Origin of the sequence: Microcoleus sp. PH2017_12_PCY_D_A (assembly GCF_020738565.1) — a bacterium.
Classification (GTDB): Bacteria; Cyanobacteriota; Cyanobacteriia; order Cyanobacteriales; family Microcoleaceae; genus Microcoleus.
The window spans coordinates 1-19,068 of the sequence record NZ_JAEQCI010000106.1; the positions used below are offsets into that span (position 1 = coordinate 1).

The 19,068-nt window shown below is 45.6% G+C and carries 18 protein-coding genes and 1 pseudogene; 12 read left to right on the forward strand and 7 right to left on the reverse strand.

What is annotated here, in order from left to right:
• The first annotated feature begins 682 nt into the window (after positions 1–682).
• Together JGK39_RS25865 and JGK39_RS25870 are read left to right on the forward strand one after the other, a co-directional pair.
• Positions 683–955 (forward strand): hypothetical protein, encoded by a 273-nt coding sequence (locus JGK39_RS25865; RefSeq protein WP_293259479.1) that lies wholly within the window; start codon positions 683–685, stop codon positions 953–955.
• Positions 952–1,650, forward strand: coding sequence for an ABC transporter ATP-binding protein (locus tag JGK39_RS25870; RefSeq protein WP_293259483.1), 699 nt, complete (start codon positions 952–954; stop codon positions 1,648–1,650). The genes JGK39_RS25865 and JGK39_RS25870 overlap by 4 nt, the downstream gene beginning before the upstream one ends.
• An 88-nt stretch (positions 1,651–1,738) precedes the next feature.
• Here the strand turns inward: JGK39_RS25870 and JGK39_RS25875 are convergent, their stop codons facing one another.
• Both JGK39_RS25875 and JGK39_RS25880 read right to left on the reverse strand, forming a co-directional pair.
• Positions 1,739–2,494, reverse strand: coding sequence for a DUF4058 family protein (locus JGK39_RS25875; RefSeq protein ID WP_293259485.1), 756 nt, complete (start codon positions 2,492–2,494; stop codon positions 1,739–1,741).
• A gap of 378 nt (positions 2,495–2,872) precedes the next feature.
• Complete coding sequence (locus JGK39_RS25880; protein WP_293259488.1) at positions 2,873–3,112, reverse strand: hypothetical protein; 240 nt, start codon at positions 3,110–3,112, stop codon at positions 2,873–2,875.
• A 126-nt stretch (positions 3,113–3,238) separates the two neighbouring features.
• Here JGK39_RS25880 and JGK39_RS25885 point away from each other — a divergent pair, with 126 nt between their 5' ends.
• The 3 genes and pseudogenes from JGK39_RS25885 (at position 3,239) to JGK39_RS25895 (ending at position 5,718) form a co-directional block, all read left to right on the forward strand.
• Positions 3,239–3,451: a helix-turn-helix transcriptional regulator gene (locus JGK39_RS25885; RefSeq protein WP_194063647.1), complete on the forward strand. Its 213-nt coding sequence runs from the start codon at positions 3,239–3,241 to the stop codon at positions 3,449–3,451.
• 20 nt (positions 3,452–3,471) lie between these two features.
• Positions 3,472–3,684, forward strand: a pseudogene (locus JGK39_RS25890) (helix-turn-helix transcriptional regulator).
• A gap of 426 nt (positions 3,685–4,110) precedes the next feature.
• The gene (locus JGK39_RS25895) at positions 4,111–5,718 is read left to right on the forward strand and encodes a glycosyltransferase family 39 protein (protein ID WP_293297814.1); all 1,608 of its coding nucleotides are present in this window, start codon (positions 4,111–4,113) and stop codon (positions 5,716–5,718) included.
• Positions 5,719–6,100: 382 nt separating this feature from the next.
• On the opposite strand, the gene JGK39_RS25900 is transcribed toward JGK39_RS25895, so the two are convergent.
• Entirely contained in the window at positions 6,101–6,343 is a 243-nt protein-coding gene (locus JGK39_RS25900; RefSeq protein ID WP_293297816.1) for a hypothetical protein, read from the reverse strand.
• 127 nt (positions 6,344–6,470) lie between these two features.
• On the opposite strand from JGK39_RS25900, the gene JGK39_RS25905 reads away from it, so the two are divergent.
• The 3 genes from JGK39_RS25905 (at position 6,471) to JGK39_RS25915 (ending at position 10,260) form a co-directional block, all read left to right on the forward strand.
• On the forward strand, positions 6,471–6,683 hold the full coding sequence (locus tag JGK39_RS25905) for a helix-turn-helix transcriptional regulator (protein WP_293259500.1): 213 nt from the start codon (positions 6,471–6,473) through the stop codon (positions 6,681–6,683).
• Positions 6,684–6,703: 20 nt separating this feature from the next.
• Entirely contained in the window at positions 6,704–6,916 is a 213-nt protein-coding gene (locus JGK39_RS25910; RefSeq protein ID WP_293297818.1) for a helix-turn-helix transcriptional regulator, read from the forward strand.
• Between the two features lie 125 nt (positions 6,917–7,041).
• Positions 7,042–10,260: a CHAT domain-containing tetratricopeptide repeat protein gene (locus JGK39_RS25915; protein ID WP_293297821.1), complete on the forward strand. Its 3,219-nt coding sequence runs from the start codon at positions 7,042–7,044 to the stop codon at positions 10,258–10,260.
• Here the strand turns inward: JGK39_RS25915 and JGK39_RS25920 are convergent.
• The 3 genes from JGK39_RS25920 to JGK39_RS25930 form a co-directional block, all read right to left on the reverse strand.
• Complete coding sequence (locus tag JGK39_RS25920; protein ID WP_293297824.1) at positions 10,257–10,910, reverse strand: hypothetical protein; 654 nt, start codon at positions 10,908–10,910, stop codon at positions 10,257–10,259. The two genes, JGK39_RS25915 and JGK39_RS25920, sit on opposite strands and share 4 nt — an antisense overlap.
• A 4-nt stretch (positions 10,911–10,914) precedes the next feature.
• A complete protein-coding gene (locus tag JGK39_RS25925) occupies positions 10,915–11,193 on the reverse strand; it encodes a hypothetical protein (protein ID WP_293297827.1) in 279 nt (92 codons plus the stop codon).
• Between the two features lie 67 nt (positions 11,194–11,260).
• On the reverse strand, positions 11,261–12,769 hold the full coding sequence (locus JGK39_RS25930; protein ID WP_293259515.1) for a UbiD family decarboxylase: 1,509 nt from the start codon (positions 12,767–12,769) through the stop codon (positions 11,261–11,263).
• Between the two features lie 579 nt (positions 12,770–13,348).
• Between JGK39_RS25930 and pstS the strand changes: the two genes are divergently transcribed.
• The 4 genes from pstS (at position 13,349) to pstB (ending at position 17,770) form a co-directional block, all read left to right on the forward strand.
• The gene (gene pstS / locus JGK39_RS25935) at positions 13,349–14,377 is read left to right on the forward strand and encodes a phosphate ABC transporter substrate-binding protein PstS (RefSeq protein WP_293259518.1); all 1,029 of its coding nucleotides are present in this window, start codon (positions 13,349–13,351) and stop codon (positions 14,375–14,377) included.
• 218 nt (positions 14,378–14,595) lie between these two features.
• Entirely contained in the window at positions 14,596–15,597 is a 1,002-nt protein-coding gene (gene pstC / locus JGK39_RS25940) for a phosphate ABC transporter permease subunit PstC (RefSeq protein WP_293259521.1), read from the forward strand.
• A gap of 54 nt (positions 15,598–15,651) precedes the next feature.
• A complete protein-coding gene (pstA, locus tag JGK39_RS25945) occupies positions 15,652–16,632 on the forward strand; it encodes a phosphate ABC transporter permease PstA (protein ID WP_293259524.1) in 981 nt (326 codons plus the stop codon).
• 286 nt (positions 16,633–16,918) lie between these two features.
• Positions 16,919–17,770, forward strand: a complete 852-nt coding sequence (gene pstB, locus JGK39_RS25950) for a phosphate ABC transporter ATP-binding protein PstB (protein WP_293259527.1) — start codon at positions 16,919–16,921, stop codon at positions 17,768–17,770.
• Between the two features lie 217 nt (positions 17,771–17,987).
• Here pstB and JGK39_RS25955 read toward each other — a convergent pair whose 3' ends face one another.
• A complete protein-coding gene (locus JGK39_RS25955) occupies positions 17,988–18,746 on the reverse strand; it encodes a glycosyltransferase family 25 protein (RefSeq protein ID WP_293259530.1) in 759 nt (252 codons plus the stop codon).
• Positions 18,747–19,068: the final 322 nt, after the last annotated feature.

Below are 19,068 nucleotides of genomic sequence, written 5' to 3' on the forward strand. Positions count from 1 at the left end.
GACCAACCTACGAAGACGAAGCGATCGCGCTTGAGCCAGTCGTCGAGTACATCAAAGATGCCTCTTTCGTTCTGGGCGCGTCCGACTGCGATTGTCATTACGCTAATCTCCAAATAGATATAATTACAACGGATTGGTCTCTAGTCATTAGTCCCCAACCGTTGCCTCTGCTTAGCAGAAAACGAGCTGGATTATGAACAGAGTTTACTTTTCTTTACCGTATTCACGATTATAGACGTAATTCTTTACAAGAGCAAGTGTTTCTTCAAGAATTTCCGGATCTTGATTTGTCCTAAGTCCCCGAAGTCCCCGAAGCCCTTGAAGTCGCCGAAGTCGTTGCCCGGGCTGTGGGAAGTTCTACTATATAGGACTGTCTGCGCTTTGTGTCGGCAGCGCGGTTGCTTCGTAGATATATCGCCATCAACCTCTTATTTTTCGATCGAGATTTGTCCGAAGTCCCCGAAGTCCCGGAAGAAACCCAGAATCAGGACGGGATCTCACAGGTATCGCTCTACAGAAACCGGGTTTTTTCACGCTCTACAGAAACCGGGTTTTTTCAGGGCAATACTTTGTTACAGCCAGCCGAAAGGGTAAAAAAGCAGGTTATTTGACTCTTGATGCGTAAGTTCTATCCTATATATATACTGAGGGTAGAGCTCCAAACTTAGGTTTTTAAGACTATATGTTCAGCATTGACATCATTGTGAAGAACACGCCCGTCTCTCTGTCGGTACAGCGCAAGCTGGCGGAGGACGCTGAGGCTGTGTACCAGCAGGTTTTAGAGGCGATTCGCAACTCGCAACCGCAAATTTTGGAACTCACCTGCGAAAAAAATCCTGAGAAAAAGGTAGCTGTCGTCAGCAGCGAGATTTCTGGGGTGGTTATTTCTCAGAAATCGGGGACTGCTTCTACAGGCAGAGCACCGGGTTTTGTTTCGATGACTTTGGCAGAATGAGGGCTGGGGGTGCGGGTGCCGATAGGGGCCAGTCAGCGGTTGCTGTGCGGGATTTGGGTTTTTGCTGGCCGTCGGGCGATCGAGTTTTGCAAGGTTGCTCTCTGGATGTACCCAAGGGTGAGTTTTGGATGCTTTTGGGTACTAACGGTAGCGGCAAATCTACGCTGCTGAGGCTGATGGCTGGGCTGCTGCACCCCCAATCGGGCGAAATTGACCTGGGCGGGCGGGTGGGTTTTGTGTTTCAAAACCCGGATCACCAATTGGTAATGCCGACGGTGGGTGCGGATGTGGCTTTTGGTTTGGTGGAGGAAAAGCTTTCTAATCTTCAGGTGCGCTCTAGGGTGGCTGAGGCTTTGGAGGCGGTGAATTTGCTGGATTTGCAGCGCCGACCAATTTATGCTTTGAGTGGGGGCCAGAAGCAGCGAATTGCTTTGGCTGGGGCGATCGCCCGTCACTGCGAAATTTTGCTGTTGGATGAACCGACGGCTTTGTTAGATCCTGATTCTCAGTTGGATTTGGTGGCGGCGGTGCAGCGGTTGGTGAAAAATCGCGGGATTACGGCTTTGTGGGTGACTCACCGTTTGGATGAGTTGAATTATTGCGATGGGGCTTTTTTGTTGGAAAAGGGCCAAGTGGTCGATCGGGGAGATCCGGCGCGTTTGAAGCAGCGGTTGATGCAAAGTCAAGATGTTTAACTATTTTATGAGGTTGGTAGTAAGGACTTTAGTCCTATTTTAATTCATACCTAAAAAGAGGACTGAAGTCCTCACTACAAACGGGTGTTCATCGCAATCCCCGATCGCGCAACAAAGCATCTGCCCAAATTGTATCGGCTTCTGAGAGTGCTGGTATGACTTCCCAGTTGCGATAATCTATCTTGAGGTCGTAACTGCCTACGTCGTATATTTCAGTGAATAATTCCTGCAAGTTGATTACAGGTTCCGTATCGCCCGATCGCAGCGGCAGAGGAAATGCAGGCATCGGGTTCTGCACGTTAAAAGCGTACAAATCTGCAAAAGGGCGGCGATTTCCCGGACTAACTAAAATCCGATAGTGGCTGTCAATATTGTTTTCAATAATGGGCATTTTTTGCCCGCGCTGCAATAAATCAATTTCCACTAAATTAGTCCGGCTTCGTAAAATCTCCTCTCGCTTTTCTTCGTATATTTTTCGCCCTTTGCCGGCGCGTTTGTTCGTAGGCGATAGGATTTCAATAACTGTTATCAATTCTTTGGTTTCCCTTTCCATAATTTCTAAATATCCTTCCCGTCTTGGTAAAGGCACGGGAACAGTTACTGTTATGGGTTGGGTTGGCAGTCTTGTAATTTCTGGGTTTGATGTTGTTGCGTCTGGAATGCTAATTAGCAACGTATCGTCATCAGGAGTTTCATAGATTCTTATTTTTACATCAACTAAATATTTAGGACGCAGTTGGGGAGATAAAAATCTGGCAATTTGATTGATTAACAAGTGATGTATTCCCGGCCAGAGTTCGGGATGTTCTAAATATGGGTCAATACCGGGGAAGGGAGATGGCATTGATGTGACTCCTTGACTCAAATCTATTTCCAGTTTAGCAAGACTTTTTTGGAACAATTAGGGCGATCGCACATCTTGCATTTATTGTAGTCCGCCGGGAGTTTAAATCCCCCTCTGATAGTTAAAGTCCGCCGGGGGTTTAAATCCCCCTCTGATAGTTAAAGTCCGCCGGGGGTTTAAATCCCCCTCTCATAGTTAAAGTCCGCCAGGGGTTTAAACCCCCGTCTCATAGCTAAAGTCGTCTGAAGACGACTGAAAGGTAATAAATCTAAACTTCCATCTTTTCTTCAGTCCTCTTGAGAGGACTTTCGCTATGAGGCAGGGGTTTAAACCCCTGCCGGAATGTGCCAACAAACGCCATATATAAGTTCGATCGCCCTATAGGGCGATCGACAACAATTGCATCGGAATTGGAACGCTGGTTTCATTTACCGGCAGCGCATTCACGAAAACAATTGTATGGGAGACTGCGGGCATTAAGCGGCGCAGTGCATTGAGGCAAGATTCTGCATCGCGGCGGCTGAAACGGGCGACTGTGATGCGCTGACAGTTGGGGAGATGGCGAATTAGATGCCAAGGCACAAGTCGATCGCGATAGGTCGATTCTTTTGGTATCATAGATTTGTTCTGCCCACTTTGGTGGGTGGTAAAGGAAAGGCGATCGCTCTAGATTTCTCAGGTCACGGGGCGATCGCTGCATCTGTATATATTAAAAGATATGAGCATAGCTGCTGTCAAGCATAAATGGGATTAATTCGGTTGCGAGTTCGAGAACTAGCTGAGGAAAAGGGTTGGACGCTGAAAGAAGTCTCTGACAGAACGGGTATTCCCTACAGCACGGTTAAAAAATACGCCCAAGCTCCCAAAATGGCAACTGTGGACTACACGGCTTTGCAGAAGCTTGCTGAAGTCTTCGATGTGATGGTGGAAGACTTGGTTGAGGTTTTGGAACGGTAAACTGATTTATCGGCGGGAAGATGGGGCTAATTAGGTTGCGGGTTCGAGAACTAGCCCAAGAGAAGGGTTGGACGTTGAAAGAAGTTTCCGAGCGATCGGGTATTCCTTAAAGTACGGTTAGAAGCTACGCCCATTCTTCCAAGCTGGCAACGGTAGACTATACGGCTTTAAACAAAATGGCTCGGGTGTTTGATATTGCGATCGAGGATTTAGTTGAAATATTAGAACAGTAAACTGATTTTTAGCTGGGAACATGGGATTAATTCCGTTGCAAGTTAGATAAATTGCTAAAGAGAACTGTTCAATCTCCGATCCATCAACTAGATTCATATTGTTTTATTGGGAATTAACACATTTTCCCTCAATTTAACCAAAACTTTTTGGGTTAACTATTTAGTTTTTAATTTTTCTCTGTCTCATTCAGCTTTTGGGCGACTAGCTTCCTCACTTATCTGAATATTTTCTGAAATTGGCATAGCATCTCTAGTCAATAGAGGTTGCATGATTTTTCAGTGCAGACTAGGATAATGCAATAATGCGCGAATAGCTTCCAGTAGCACTTACGCACCATACCCAGGTGTAAGTCAACCACCGGGATTGCCCCTCATTTCACCCTATATGTAGGGGCTGTGCGTAAGTTTTGTTCAAGGAGACATTTAATGAATCGTAATAATTGGCGACTACCTGTAACTAAGCTGCGGTTTTTACTTTTTGTGCTGTTGGTGATGGGCATATTTTTTAGATTTGTCAATATCGATCGCAAATTCTACTGGTTTGACGAAACTTACACTTCCTTGCGAGTGTCTGGCTACTCAGGGAAATCTGTTCAGGAGCAAGTATTCAATGGGCCAGCAGTCACTAGCCAAGATTTACTGAAATATCAGAGCATTAATAATAAAAATAACGAAATCGATACTATTAAGGGTTTAGCAGCAGAAGAAGGTCAACTGCCACCACTCTATTTTCTGATAGCGCGATTTTGGGCTAAATTGTTTGGAACTAGCGTTACAGCCATGAGAAGCTTGCCTGCTGCGATCAGTTTACTACAGTTTCCCTGCATTTATTGGCTCTGCCTGGAATTGTTTGAGTCTCCGATGGTGGGATGGGTAGCAATGGCATTGATATCGGTTTCGCCCATCCACTTGCTGTACGCTCAGGAAGCACGGCCCTATTCTTTGTTGACTGTGTTAACTTTGCTATCCAGTGCGGTTTTTCTGCGGGCTATGCGACTTAAAACTAACTTGCAATGGGGAATTTATACAGCAATTACAGTAGTAAGTGTTTACACTCATTTTTATGCTTTACTTGTTTTGATAGCACATGGAATCTATCTACTTATCATTGAAAAACTGCGATTGAGTAAAACCATTTTTTATTATGCTATCGCCTTTGCAGTCACGCTAATCGCAGGCTCGCTCTGGTATTTAACCATCATTTATTGCCGACCGCTGTACGCTAATGCAAGCCTACTGCAACCAGAACCTCGAATATCATTGATATCTTTAATGACAAGGTGGATCGGGAATAGTAGCCGAATTTTTTTTGATGTAAATATTGATGCGATGAGCTCATTCAAAAAGATGCTGCCTGTGATTCCTGTGATTGTATTTTTATTACTTTTAGTGGCATATTCGATTTATTTTCTCTGCCGCCACACTTCCCAACCGATTTACGCTTTCATCTTGGCTTTGATTATTTTTACATCCGTGCCTCTGATGATGGGAGATTTAATTTTAGGTGGACGGCGACTCTCAGGCTACGCTCGATATCTAATTCCTACTTATCTGGGTTTGCAGTTGGCTGTGGCTTATTTGCTGACTGGAAAAATTACTTTTTCTGAGGTTAATACCTGGCGGCAGAAGTTGTGGCAGTTGGTTGCAATAGGAGTGTTTTCGGCTGGGGTGCTGTCTTGCACCCTGAGTTCTCAAGCAGAAGTTTGGTGGAATAAAGGTCTGGATCAAGGCAAATTCACTATTCCTATAGCGCGCATCGTAAATCAAGCTAATTCTCCGCTGTTGATTACTGATACTCCGATTGGTGAACTCATTCCTTTGAGCCGTCGGCTCGATCCGAAAGTTAAAATTCTGTGGGGAGATCAACTTAAGCTCGGTCAGCTTGCTAAAAATTACAGCAATTTGTTTGCCTTTCTTCCTAGTAAGGAACTCAAAGAGATGCTTGAAAAAGAATACAAATATAAGTTAAGGCCTGTTTTTCTTAATTCAGAGGTGACTTACGATACGCGGCTTTGGGAACTTATTGATAAGTGAGTGGCTATAGCGCGTCTAGGTGCAGTAATCTCAAATGCTGACTTTTTGCGTGGGAATTCTCAGGGTATGACAACTGTGGATTATGCAAGTTTGGATAAGATGGCTCGTGGGTTTGAATGTGCGGTTATCGACAATTTAGTTGAGATATTGGAACAATAAACTGATTTGTCGATCGCACATCTTGCACTTATTTCAACAGTCCGTCGGGGGTTTAAACCCCCGTCTCAAAGCTAAAGTCGTCTAAAGACGACTGAAAAAGGCGATCAATTAATCTCTGTTTCAATCCTTTCTTTAGTCCACTTAAGTGGACTTTCGCTATGAGGCAGGGATTTAAATCCCTGCCGGAATCTGGCAACAAATGCAAGATATCAGTTCGATCGCACTAAACTTCGATCGCCAATTCCGATGCAATTAGCACGGTATTTTCATCCAACACAGACACTGCATTCACGAACACAATTGTATGCGGGACTGCGGGCATTAAGCGGCGCAGTGCATTTAGGTAAGATTCGGCATCGCGGCGGCGGGCGAAACGGGCGACTGTTAACCGCTGACACTTGGGGAGGTGGCGAATTAGATGCCAAGGTTGAAGTCGATCGCGATATGTCGGTTGTTTTGGTATCATAGGAGTATCCTTCCCACTTTTGTGGGTGGTGAATGAAAGGCGATCGCTCTTGATTTATCAGGTCGGAGGGCGATCGCTTGTCTATGATTTACATTCAACACGAATACTCGTGTGTTGTCAAGAGGTAATGGGACGAATTAGACTGCGAGTTCGAGAATTTGCTCAAGAGAAGGGTTGGAATATGACAGAAGTATCCAAAAGAACAGGTATTCCCTATACCACGATCATTACCTATGCTAATTCTCCAGGTATGGCAACTGTAGACTACACGGCTTTGGATAAGATGGCCCGTGCGTTCGATATTGCGATCGAAGATTTAGTTGAGATTTTGGAATATTAAACTGATTTATCAGCGGAAAAATGGGGTTAATTCGGTTGCGAGTTCGAGAATTAGCGGAAGAGAAGGGTTGGACGTTAAAAGAAGTTTCGGAGCGATCGGGAATTCCTTACAGCACGGTTAGAAGTTATGCCCATTCTCCCAAGTTGGCAACTGTAGATTATACGGCTCTGAACAAAATGGCTCGCGTGTTTGATATTGCGATCGAAGATTTGGTTGAGATTTTGGAAAATTAGGTGCGATCGGGCTTTTTGAAAGCAAACTTATATCTGTGCTAGTCGCGATCGCTGTTAGCTTATTCTATAGCCTAATTTTTGGATTAAGCTATAATACAGCAAGTTGTTGATAGCTGCCTCGCCCTATGAACGAAGAACGTCAAAATGCTTATCAAAACCTGATCGATCGACTACTGAGGTGTGCCAGTGGCGAGGAATCACAGATTTTGAAGGCCAACCTGGATCTGGTTGATGTTGGGTTGGTGGCGGAGATAGTAAAGGTAGCAGAGGATTTGGAAGAGAGGGGCGATCGTAACACTGCTGATTTTTTAATCGATATTGCTCGTGAACTGGCTGAAGCACTAGGATTGTCATCACCAAGCTCCCAACTAACATTCCTTTCACAAGTATTGCAAGCAACCCAAGACAGTGACGGCAATCGACAAGTTGTCTACCCTTTGCTACAATCAAATCTAGATAAACTGGATGATAATTTTGCTGAACTTTTGCGAAGTTGGGCAACTGCTAGGATGTCGGAAGTAGAGCCAGGACAAGCACAATTCATCGCAGCAGTTATTGGCAATTTTAGCAACTTAATTCGGGAATTTCCACAAGGCAAGCGAGCGATCAATCTGGAAATTTCTATTACAGGCTATAAATTTGTTGCCACAGTATTTACCTGCGAAGCCTTCCCTCAAGAATGGGCCACCAGCCAAAACAATTTAGGTACTGCCTACTTTGACCGTATCCGGGGGAAGAAGACAGAGAATTTGGAAGTAGCTATTAGTTATTACAAAGCTGCATTACAAGAATACACGCGCGAAGCTTTTCCCCAAGAATGGGCAACGATCCAAAATGGTCTGGGCAATGTTTACGTTAAGCGCATAGAAGGAAAACGAGTAGATAATTTGGAAACAGGCATCCGCTATTACCAGGCGGCGCTGGAGATACGCACCCCCTCAGATTCTCCACAACAATGGGCTACAACTCAACATAATTTGGGTACTGCGTACAGGAACCGTATTCGTGGGGAGAGAGCAGAAAATTTGGAAGAGGCAATCCGCTGTTACAATGGTGCCTTGGAGGTACGCATCCGCCAAGTCTTCCCTCAACATTACAGAGCAGAGACTCAAATAAATTTGGGTGTTGCCTACTCAGAGCGCATCCGGGAAAAACGAGCAGAAAATTTGGAAGAGGCAATCGGCTGTTACGATGCTGCTTTGGAGGTACTCACCTACGAAGCTTTTCCCGAAAGATGGGCAACACTCCAAAACAATCTGGGTACTGTCTACTATGACCGTATTGAGGGGGAACGAGCAGAAAATTTGGAATCGGCAATCGGTTATTACAAAGCTGCTTTGCAAGTACGTACCCCTCAAGACTTTCCTGAAGAATGGGGAGATACCCAAAATAATTTAGGTATTTCCTACCATAACCGTATCCATGGAGAACGGTCAGAGAATATGGAAGCTGCCATCCATTGCTACTTAGCAGCTTTGAGGGTACGTACTCGCAAAGACTTACCCGAACAATGGGGAGACACTCTAAATAATCTCGGCAATGTCTACAAAAACCGCACTTGGGGGAAACCGACAAAGAACTTAAAAGTGGCAATTGGCTGTTTCTTGAGTGCCTTGGTTGTACGCAAACGCGAAACTTACCCCCAAGACTTTGCGATAACTCAATTCAACCTTGGTCTTGCTTATCAAAAATCCCAACAGTTTCCCAAAGCTTACAAGGCTTTAGACGCTGCTATTGAAACCGTAGAATCCCTGCGCGATGAGATCATCTCTGGCTCTGGAATAGAAGCAGATAAGAAAAAACTTGCTGAAAAATGGAACAACCTCTATCGAGGCATCGTAAAAGTTTCCATAGAGTTAGCTAAAGATGAGCCACGATACTACCAACAAGCCATAAAATACGCTGAACGCAGCAAAACCCGCAATCTGGTAGAACTTATCCTCAACCGCGATCTAAAAACTATCTTTCCCCCAGATGTTGTTACTCAACTAGAACAACTCCGAGACGAAATAGCCAGCGGTCAATACCAACTCCAAACAGCCACAGCCGATAACCCAACTGCCCTAGCGCAATATCTCCAGCAGTTGCGACAGCAGCGTAATGAATTGCAAGACCGCTACCTGCCCATTGGTTATGGCTTCAAATTTGACCAATTCCAAGCAACCCTAGATGACCACACCGCGATTATCCAGTGGTACATCACCAGTGCAGGCTTCGAGACTTTTATCATCACCCGTCATAGCCTCCAAAAGCTTATCTTGTCCACCCCATCTGATGACATGAACGCCTTGATAGAGTGGGCTAACGAGTATCTGGACGCATATGGTCGGAAAATAAAAAGCCAGTTCATAAATAGTCTCGCCTCTCGCCTCAGTTGTCTCGCTGAAATTCTGCATCTGGAAGACATTCTCAAGCTAGTGTCAGAAACTTGCGATCGCCTCATCCTGATTCCCCATCGCTACCTGCATTTATTTCCCCTCCATGCAATGCCTTTAGCTAACGGTGATTTTCTTTGCGATCGCTTCCCCAACGGTGTAGGCTATGCCCCTAGTTGCCAAATGCTGCAACTGGCACATAAAAGAGAGCAGCACCGAAACGACTTCAGCCACCTACTTGCTATCCAAAACCCGACCAGAACCGATCTTTCGGTTTTGACTGGCACCGAAATTCAACTCGAAAAGATTTGCCAACACTTTGACTCAGACCATAGCATCGTTCTCCGTGAAAAAGAAGCAACAGAAGCAGCCCTCATTACTGAACTGGTGCGTTTTCCTCACTGTCTCCACTTCTGCTGTCACGGTTTCTTTGATTTTGGATCGCCCCTGAAATCGGCTTTGCGCTTAGCAGAGTCGGAAGGCAAGTTATGTGCAGATGCCGACCTAACATTAGGCAAAATTTTTGAAAAACTGAACCTAGATCAATGTCGCCTAGTCACCTTTTCTGCTTGTCAAACTGGCATTACAGACCCCACCAGTATCAGTGATGAGTACGTTGGCTTGATTAGCGCTTTTTTGTATGCAGGCAGTCCTAGCGTTGTTAGCACACTCTGGAGCGTGGAGCAGACTGCCACCAATTTGTTTATGATCGAATTTTATAACAACCTCAAACAGCTTGTGCCACTAAAGCCAGGAAGTGTTGCCATTTCCCTGAACAAAACCCAAAAATGGCTGCGAACACTTACGGGTGAAGAGTTGAGAAAAATTGTAGAAAGCCCAGAATTTCAACGTCATTTGGATGACGAGAACAATAAGTTATTCAAAGAGTCGTTAGATAGAGCAAAGCTCAAACCATATCCCTTTGAAAAACCTTATTACTGGGCTGCTTTCGTAGCAACGGGACTTTAAAGTGAGGAATTTGGAGACTGACAGAATTTTTCCATGCCTTCTTCTTTAATGTAGGCGGCAAATGGAACTGCTATGATTGCTGCTATTCCTGGAGGACAACCCAGACTCCCTGCTACACAATCTGTTAAAGGAGGTATTAGTGCAGGCAAGTAGTTTTCTCTCAAGTTCTGGTATTTGGGCTGACAGATAAAATCCCGACATTCCTGAAGCATCGCGTCAAACCAATCAGAGAGTCCGAAGTCAGCGATTCCTTCGATGTCATTCCGAATCGCTATTGCTTTGGCAGCTTCTGCTAACTTACCACCATACTCTTTCTCGATTACGTCAAGAGCAGCTAGGGCATCTAGATTACCTGCCAATTCAGAGCGATACTGAGAAATTTGCTCTGAGGTAATAATTTTTTCAGAAGTCATAGGGTTATTTTCTTTTTGTGTAACTGTAGTTAGGAGATGATTCTTGCCATTCTTTTCTGCTCTCTCCTCTATCATCTGCTTGAACAATTCAAATTGCGATCGCTCTTCGTCTTTAGTTTTTGGAGGATGAAACCATATCGCTTCGGAGTCGGGAGTACGGCGACGGTAGAGGACATCCAAAGCTTCTAAATCCTCCCGATGCGCCAAGGCATAAGCCTTGAGTTCTTGATTAGTCATTTTTTCAAATTTCGGTTGCATCTAAAAACCTCCAGTCGCCATTAGGGGATACGATAATTTGCAGTTCCTCGCCTGCAAATATAAAGACTACTCCGGTGCGATCGCTAAAACGGAATAGTTGGATGTCTCGGTAGCAGTTAGACAACATCTGGCAGACGCGCAGACAGGCTTGGGCTTGTTCGTCAGTGGGATTAATCGTTCGTTCCTCAATTCTGCCACAAACTCTAAAATATAATATAACTCTGGCTGTTTCGCTGCTAATTCCAATAATAGGGGCGGGCACGCACCATCCACCGCCCCTACAAGATTACGCTGGAACAAGCGTCCCGCCTCTGCATTTCTGCGTTTCCCTACTTCATCTCGTACCCAAACAAATTCGGATCGACTTCTCCCAAATTCAAATCTGCCAAACCGTACTCCGCCCAACGCCGCTGAACCATCGCCGCCACATCCGGATCGGACTCCAAAGGTTCCCCCCATTCGTGCTCGGTTTCCGGCGGCATCTTCGTAGTAGCATCAATCCCCATTCTGCCGCCCAAACCCAGCTTTTCGCTGGCAAAATCTAAGGTGTCAAAGGGCGTATTCGGCAGAATAAATACGTCTCGAACTGGGTCAACTTTAGAACTAATTGCCCAGACTACTTGACGCGGGTCGCGAATGTTGATACTTTTATCGACAACAATCACAAACTTGGTATAAGTAAACTGCGGCAATGCACTCCAAAATGCTAACGCAGCCCTGCGCGCTTGACCGGGATAAGCTTTATCAATGGAAATAATTGCTGCTTTGTAACTCAGCGCTTCCATTGGTAGGAAGAAATCGACTATTTCTGATACTTGCTGCCGCAAAATTGGGGTGTAAATGCGGTTAAGCGCGATCGCCATCATAGCCTCTTCTTTCGGCGGCCGCCCGCTAAATGTGGTTAAATAAATCGGGTCTTTGCGGTGCGTCATGCAGTTAAACCGAACCAGCGGCGAATCTTCCACACCGCCGTAATAACCCATGTGGTCGCCAAACGGCCCGTCGGGTAACACTTCCCCCGGCGTAATCGTTCCTTCTAACACGATTTCCGAGTCCGCCGGTACTTCCAAATCTACTGTTTTGCACTTCGCTAAACTTACGCCGGAACCGCCGTAAAGTCCCGCAAATAACCATTCTGACAAATCTACAGGAATCGGTGTTGCTGCGGCGAGAATGATTAGCGGATCGACTCCCAGGGCGATCGCAACTTCCAACTTTTTACCAGCCTGCGCCGCTTTCCGCAAGTGCCGCGCGCCGCCCCGGACAGATAACCAGTGTACAGTCATCGTGTTTTTTGACTGCAACTGCAACCGATAAACCCCCACATTCGGCGTACCGGTTTCGCAATCCTTGGTAATTACCAAACCGAGGGTGATAATTTTGCCCGCATCTCCCGGATAGGGGCGAATCATCGGGATTTTGTTCAAATCGACGCCTTCTCCCTCAAATACCACTTGCTGACAAGCTGGGAAGAAGTCGCGGCCTGGTTTGGCTTTCACTACGTCGAACAGGACTTTGCCGAATTCTATGGCCTGGGAAATCTTTTTCGGCGGTTTGGGCTGTTGTAGCATACCTAATTTTTTGCCGAGTTCTTCAAGTTCGATCGGCTTTTCCATGTTCATCGCCCAGCAAACCCGTTCTTCCGTGCCCAACAAATTAACCGCCACGGGGAATTCTGCCCCTTTGACGTTCTCAAACAGCAATCCGGGGCCGCCTTTGACTAGCATTTGATTGGAAATTTCGGCAATTTCTAAGTCGGAATCGACTAAAGCGCTGATCCGGCGCAGTTGTCCTCTGTCTTCTAGCAGTTTGAGGAAGCCTCGCAAGTCTCTAGCCATTTTTTTTAAGATTTGTTAACGGTCTTTATTTATTATGATGGCCGTCGGGCTGTTTGCGATCGAGTCGCAAATGCGCGGAAAGCCTGAAACGTAGACGGCGGTTGAAACCCGCCTTACAAAAACGAAGAATCGGAACAAGCGAGGGTGTAAAGAAAATAAGGTAATTTTTACCGCCCATTCTTCAAGCCGCACCAGAAGGGTTTTGTTTGTATAGACGCGAATTCTATTCGCCCGGTCTTCTTGAAACTCGAAATGTCAAATTCTTGGAGTCGCGATCTGCTGTTTTGCAACTGACATGGAACTGCTGGGTACATCTAAGGTTAAGAAAAAAATCAGGATTATCTAGGGGCACACCTCTAAAAAAGCTTCGCTAATGTTACTTTTCAATCTAATATTAACCACAGATTAAGGAAATATTATTGTTATTGCTCCCATTTTTTCATCATAAAAACTTTAACCTAATTTTAATCATAATTTAAAGCAAGCTTATTATTTTAGCTGTTTTTACTGGGGGATTTCAGTCTATCCTAGGTCGTAGATTTGTAAAGTCTGCTATCAATAAATTGAGGACGAGGAGTTATGGTTTTCTTCACTAAAAGCTGGCGGCGCGGCTTTATAGTTACGCTAGCGGTAGCAGCATTTTCGCTAAGTTTGATTACTTCCGCTGTAGCTGCGGTAACATTAAACGGTTCGGGAGCCACTTTTCCTAAACCTTTGTACGATCGCTATTTCTCTCAGATGAGAAGTGCAAATCAAATTACTGTAAACTACGAAGGCACAGGCTCCGGCGCTGGTATCAAAGCATTAATTGCAGGTACTGTGGATTTCGCAGGTAGCGACGCGCTGATGACTTCTGCACAAATCTCTCAGGTAAAGCGCGGCGTCATAGCAATTCCGACAGCCGGCGGCGCGGTTGCAGTTGTCTACAACTTGCCCGGAGTTAACAATGTCAGGCTGAGTGCCGATGCGATGAAAGGCATTTTTGAAGGCAAAATTACTCGCTGGAATGATGCGAAAATAGCAGGGATTGCCGGACAAGCTAAAAATTTGCCAAATACTGCAATTCGAGTAGTTGTGCGGGCAGATAGCAGCGGTACTAGCTTTATTTTTAGCAACCACTTGCAAGCGATTGGCAGCAGCATCAAGGGTGCCGCTCAACCGAGTTGGCCCGGTGGCCCTCTCAGCGGTCAAGGAAACCCCGGCGTAGCTGGTTTGGTGAGACAAACACCGGGTGCAATTGGCTACGTTCAGGATACTTTTGCTCGCCAAAACAAGCTGCAAACAGCGTTTATTCAAAATAAAGCTGGCAGATTTGTAGATGCTAACTTGGCAGAAGCTGAAAAAGCTTTAGCAGGGGAAACATACCCCGCCGACTTCCGCTTGGTTGAAGGAAATCCTAATGATGGATATCCGATTGTTGGCTTGACTTGGCTGTTAATCTACAAAGAGTATCCTGCTGCGAAAGCAGATGCTGTTAAAAAGATGGTTAATTGGGTGATGACTACAGGCCAAGGTTTGAACAAACAATTAGAGTTTACCTCCATTCCGCAAGCAACAGCTCAAAGGGTGATTCAAACAGTGAATCAGAGTGTGGTTGCTAGAGGTTAATTAAAATATTTTCAGGGAGTTATGAGTTAATGTGAGGCGCATCTATCTAAATTTTACATTTCTCTCGCTCCTATTTAGATCCTCGATCCCCCCTAACCCCCCTTAAAAAGGGGGGAACCGGAGCATTCTCTTTCGTCCCCCTTCTTAAGGGGGATGCGAGGGGGATCGAGGCTTCGATTTTCCAGCAAAGATTTCGCTGTTTGCGCCATAACTTGGGTATGACCAATTCTTCAAAGAAACCGAAAAAATTAACTCGGAAGCCGGCAGCAATCACCACCCACGTAGACTTGACTGATACGAAGGGTGAAGGTTTGTGGCTGGAGTCTGGATTTACAGGATTTGTATGGGCTTTTGCTATAGCGACGGCGGGCACGCTCTTCTGGATGAGCGAGATAATTTTTAAGGATGCTTGGCCGGCGATTAGCAAGTTTGGACTGGATTTTTTGTGGAATCCCAAATGGGATATCGGCGAGTTGCAGTTTGGGGCTCTGCCGTTTATTTACGGTACGGTAGTTAGTTCTGCGATCGCCATTATCATAGCAATTCCTCTAGGACTTTCAGTCGCGATCGTTACCAGCGAGAACTTTTTGCCGGCTTGGGTGCGATCGCCCTTGGGATTCATGGTTGAATTAATATCAGCTATTCCCAGCGTCATCGTTGGCTTGTGGGGAATCTTCGTCTTAATTCCCTTTCTGCTGCCTTTACAGCAGTCGCTGTTCAACAATTTTAGCTGGTTTCCCCTATTCAGCAGCGAACCATTTGGGCCGGGAATGCTACCCGCAGGCATACTTTTATCGATTATGATTTTGCCAACAGTAGCCGCCATCAGCCGCGATGTCTTGCTGTCGGTTCCCGTAGATTTGCGAAGTGCTTCCATGTCCCTCGGCGCCACCCGCTGGGAAACGATATTTAAGCTCTTATTGCCAGCAGCAAGTTCGGGAATTATCGGAGCAACTATCTTAGCTTTGGGACGCGCTTTAGGCGAAACAATGGCAGTCACAATGGTAATCGGCAACTCGATTCAAATCAACCAATCTATATTAGCTCCCGGCTACTCAATTCCCGCTGTTTTAGCAAGTCAATTTCGGGAAGCTCAAGAAGAACTGCACGTCGGCTCTTTAATGTATTTAGCCCTAATTCTATTTGTGATTACCCTATTGGTGAACGCAATTGCAGTATTGCTAGTTCAGCTAATCGGCGTCAAGAAAGCTAAGAATTAAGCGGATAAATCGGCAGGCTCAATCGAAAATCCCAAATCTAAAATCTAAAATTGCATGACTCAAGCACAAAAATCAAACAGTATTCTGGATGCAGAAATCAACAATCCCCTGTCGCTGAGCAGAAACTTTTTCAGCCGGGGAATGACCGTTATTGCATTCTCCCTTACAGGTCTGGCTCTGCTGCCTTTGTTCGCTATTTTGTACAAAATATTGGGCGAAGGACTGACACATTTAAGCTGGGAAGTGCTAGTATCTCTGCCCGCACCCGTCGGAGTCGAAGACCAGCCCAACGGCTTTGCAAATGCGATTCTCGGTACAGCTTTAATGGTGGGAATTGCCACATCATTGAGCGTGCCAATCGGCGTGATGACGGGAATATTTCTGTCAGAGTTTGGCAGAGAAAATAAAGCCATAGCAAATACTATCCGCTTTATCACTGTCATTCTGAGTAGCGTTCCCTCGATTGTTGTCGGCGTGTTTGCTTACGCTTTAATTGTTGTGACAACTAAGTCATTCTCAGGATTGGCCGGCGGTTTCGCTCTCGGCATTATCATGCTGCCGGTAGTAGCGCTGACAACAGAACAAGCATTAAAATTAGTGCCTGCTTCCTACCGCCTCGCTTCTGCTGGTTTGGGTGGCGGACGCTTTCAAACAATGTTTCGGATTGTTCTTCCCTCAGCACTTCCAACTATTACCACAGGCATTTTACTCGCAGCTTCCCGCGCCGCCGGCGAAACTGCACCGCTAATTGTAACTGCCTTGTCCAGCCAATTTTGGCCTCCTTTAGTTGAGAAATTGGGCGAGATAGTTCAGTCTCCCGTCGGTTCAGAAACTATCACCAAAATCCAAGAAATTCCCGAGACACTGCTAACTCCGACTCCTTCTATGTCAGTATTAATATACAGTTACGCCAGCTCTCCTTACAAGGAGCAGAACGAATTGGCGTGGACTGCGGCTTCTGTCCTTTTGGGTATGGTTTTGCTTACTAGCTTGGCCTCCCGCGCCGTCACTCGCAAACGCTTGCAAGATAGGTAAATTGCTTGAGAAGGAAGTTCGGCAACGAGCAATGTACGGGAGTTAACGGATTTAACGGATTTCATGGATTGATATTAGACAATATTGCATTAATTATTCTCTATCCTATCTTGAAATGTATCTGCCTTTATCTGTGTTTATCTGCCTTAAGTCTGCGGTTTCTGTATCAATACATCCGTGACTTTGGAAATGAGTGCATAGCTAGCAAGTCTAACGAAAGCAGGCTATCAGGTAATATTTTGCATCTACTAAAATCCTACTACTTACACTAGAAAAACTGCAAATAATGAAATCCAAAAGTAACTTAAAAGCTGAAAAATATAGCGACCAATTTGTAGAAGATTCAACCCCTGAAATCGACCCCAATGCTATGCCAGCATTGCGGGTTCAGGACTTGAGCTTTTACTACGGCACTCACAAAGTTCTCGAAAATCTCTCGATGAATATCCCTCACCCGCAAGTGACGGCGATTATCGGCCCTTCAGGTTGCGGTAAATCAACTTTTTTGAAGGCTCTCAACCGCATCGGCGAATTGGAGGGAAAAGTTCAAATCAAAGGCAGGGTTGAGTTTTTTGGACAGGATATTTACAGTCCTAAGGTAAATATTAATAGTTTGCGCCGCCAAATTGGCATGGTGTTTCAAAGACCGAATCCTTTTGGGCTGAGCATTTATGATAATATTGCTTACGGCGTGCGTATTTTTGGTCGCAAAAGCAAAGCAGAGTTAGACGAAATTGTGGAATCTGCGCTGAAAAGTGCGGCGCTTTGGGATGAGGTGAAAGATAATTTGAAGAAGTCGGCCCAGGGAATTTCGGGCGGACAGCAACAGCGACTTTGTATTGCTCGCGCTTTGGCTGTTAAGCCGAAGATTTTGCTGATGGATGAGCCTTGTTCTGCTCTCGATCCGATTTCTACGATGAAGATTGAGGAGTTGTTTCAGACTTTGCGGGAACAGTTAACTGTGGTGATTGTAACGCACAATATGCAGCAGGCGGCTCGGGTTTCTGATTATACGGCTTTCTTTAATACTGATGAAAGTCGTATCGGCCGCTTGGTGGAATTTGGGCCGACAAGCCGGATTTTTACTTCTGCAAGCAATTCGAGTACGAGGGATTACATTCAAGGTCGTTTTGGTTGATACTCTAGTTCTGGAAGTGTCCCTAAGAAAGAAACCGGGTTTTTGCCTAACTTGAGGGTTTTTAGCCATTATTTGGGTAAAAAACCCGGTTTATCGGCAGTCGTGGGTAAGTATTGAACAATCTGCAAACAGCCACAATTAATGTTATTTAAGCGATCGCTCTCTCCGCTACTCCAACAGTAACTAATGGCAACTTTGTCAAGCAATTAAGTTACCGCTACAAACCCCTTTGCTTGTTGGACAACCAAACTTTAGCGCCACGCGCGACATTTGCCACATTGCGGATCGCGGGCATATAGTCGTACCAAGAGCTCGCATTGATATCGCTGCGAGAGCTGCGCTGCCAGCCTAAATTAGGTTCTGCAATCAGCGTCGGGATATCTGGGTTTTGGGCGCGGAAGGTGGAATAGGCACCGTCTACGTGCATGGGCCCGCCATCGGGATGTCCGGCGGGACGCTGTTGCAGTTGTTCTAGAAAAGCTATGAGCCGATCGAGAATTTGTCCGTTTACACCATAGAAATGGGTGGTTTGAATCACCAGAGTGTAGGGTTCTAGGTGCACTGCTTCTTCGGGCGATCGCCCATTCGGATCTACCTTGGGTAAATTACGATCCGTCAAATAATGCCCCAAGTAGACCATCCCCCAATCTTGGCTTTGCAATTGTTCGGTTAACGCCGATTGCTGAGCGATTAGGGTTTTAGAAATTGCTAAATCATCTTCCATCACCAAAACGTTTGACAAGTTTTGCTGTCTGGCGTGTTTCAAAATGCTCAGGTGGCTCAGGAAGCAGCCGCACGCTCCCACACTAGGGAATTCACCCGCCGTCTCAGGACGAATTGCGGGGAAAATCTCAACATGATTCGGCGCAAAGGAAATTCCTACATTGGTAAGCTCTCGGGTAATATCGCGGCGGCGATCCTGGCGATCGGGCAAATTCACCACATAAGTCCGTTCAAAAAATTCCGTCAGTTTCATAAATTATGATTCTGTTAACCGTTACTATGATGTCGGACATCTTTACATATCCTAAACGCTAAGTACAAAATATCTTGTTCACCACAAGCGATCAACGGTGATTTCCTACATGATTCCCAAGTAAAATCACCACGACAATGCTGGAATGATGAGCTATTTTATACCAAAAATCAGGACGTTTAAAAGTTTTGCAGCCACCCAATTTGTTCGCAAGGCTTACAGATAACTATTAAGTTTGGTAACGAGCTATCCAGAAAGAAACCCGGTTTCCGAACCCCGCAGGAAAGTCCTGAACAATAAGCAGGATGGTGTCTCCAGCCAC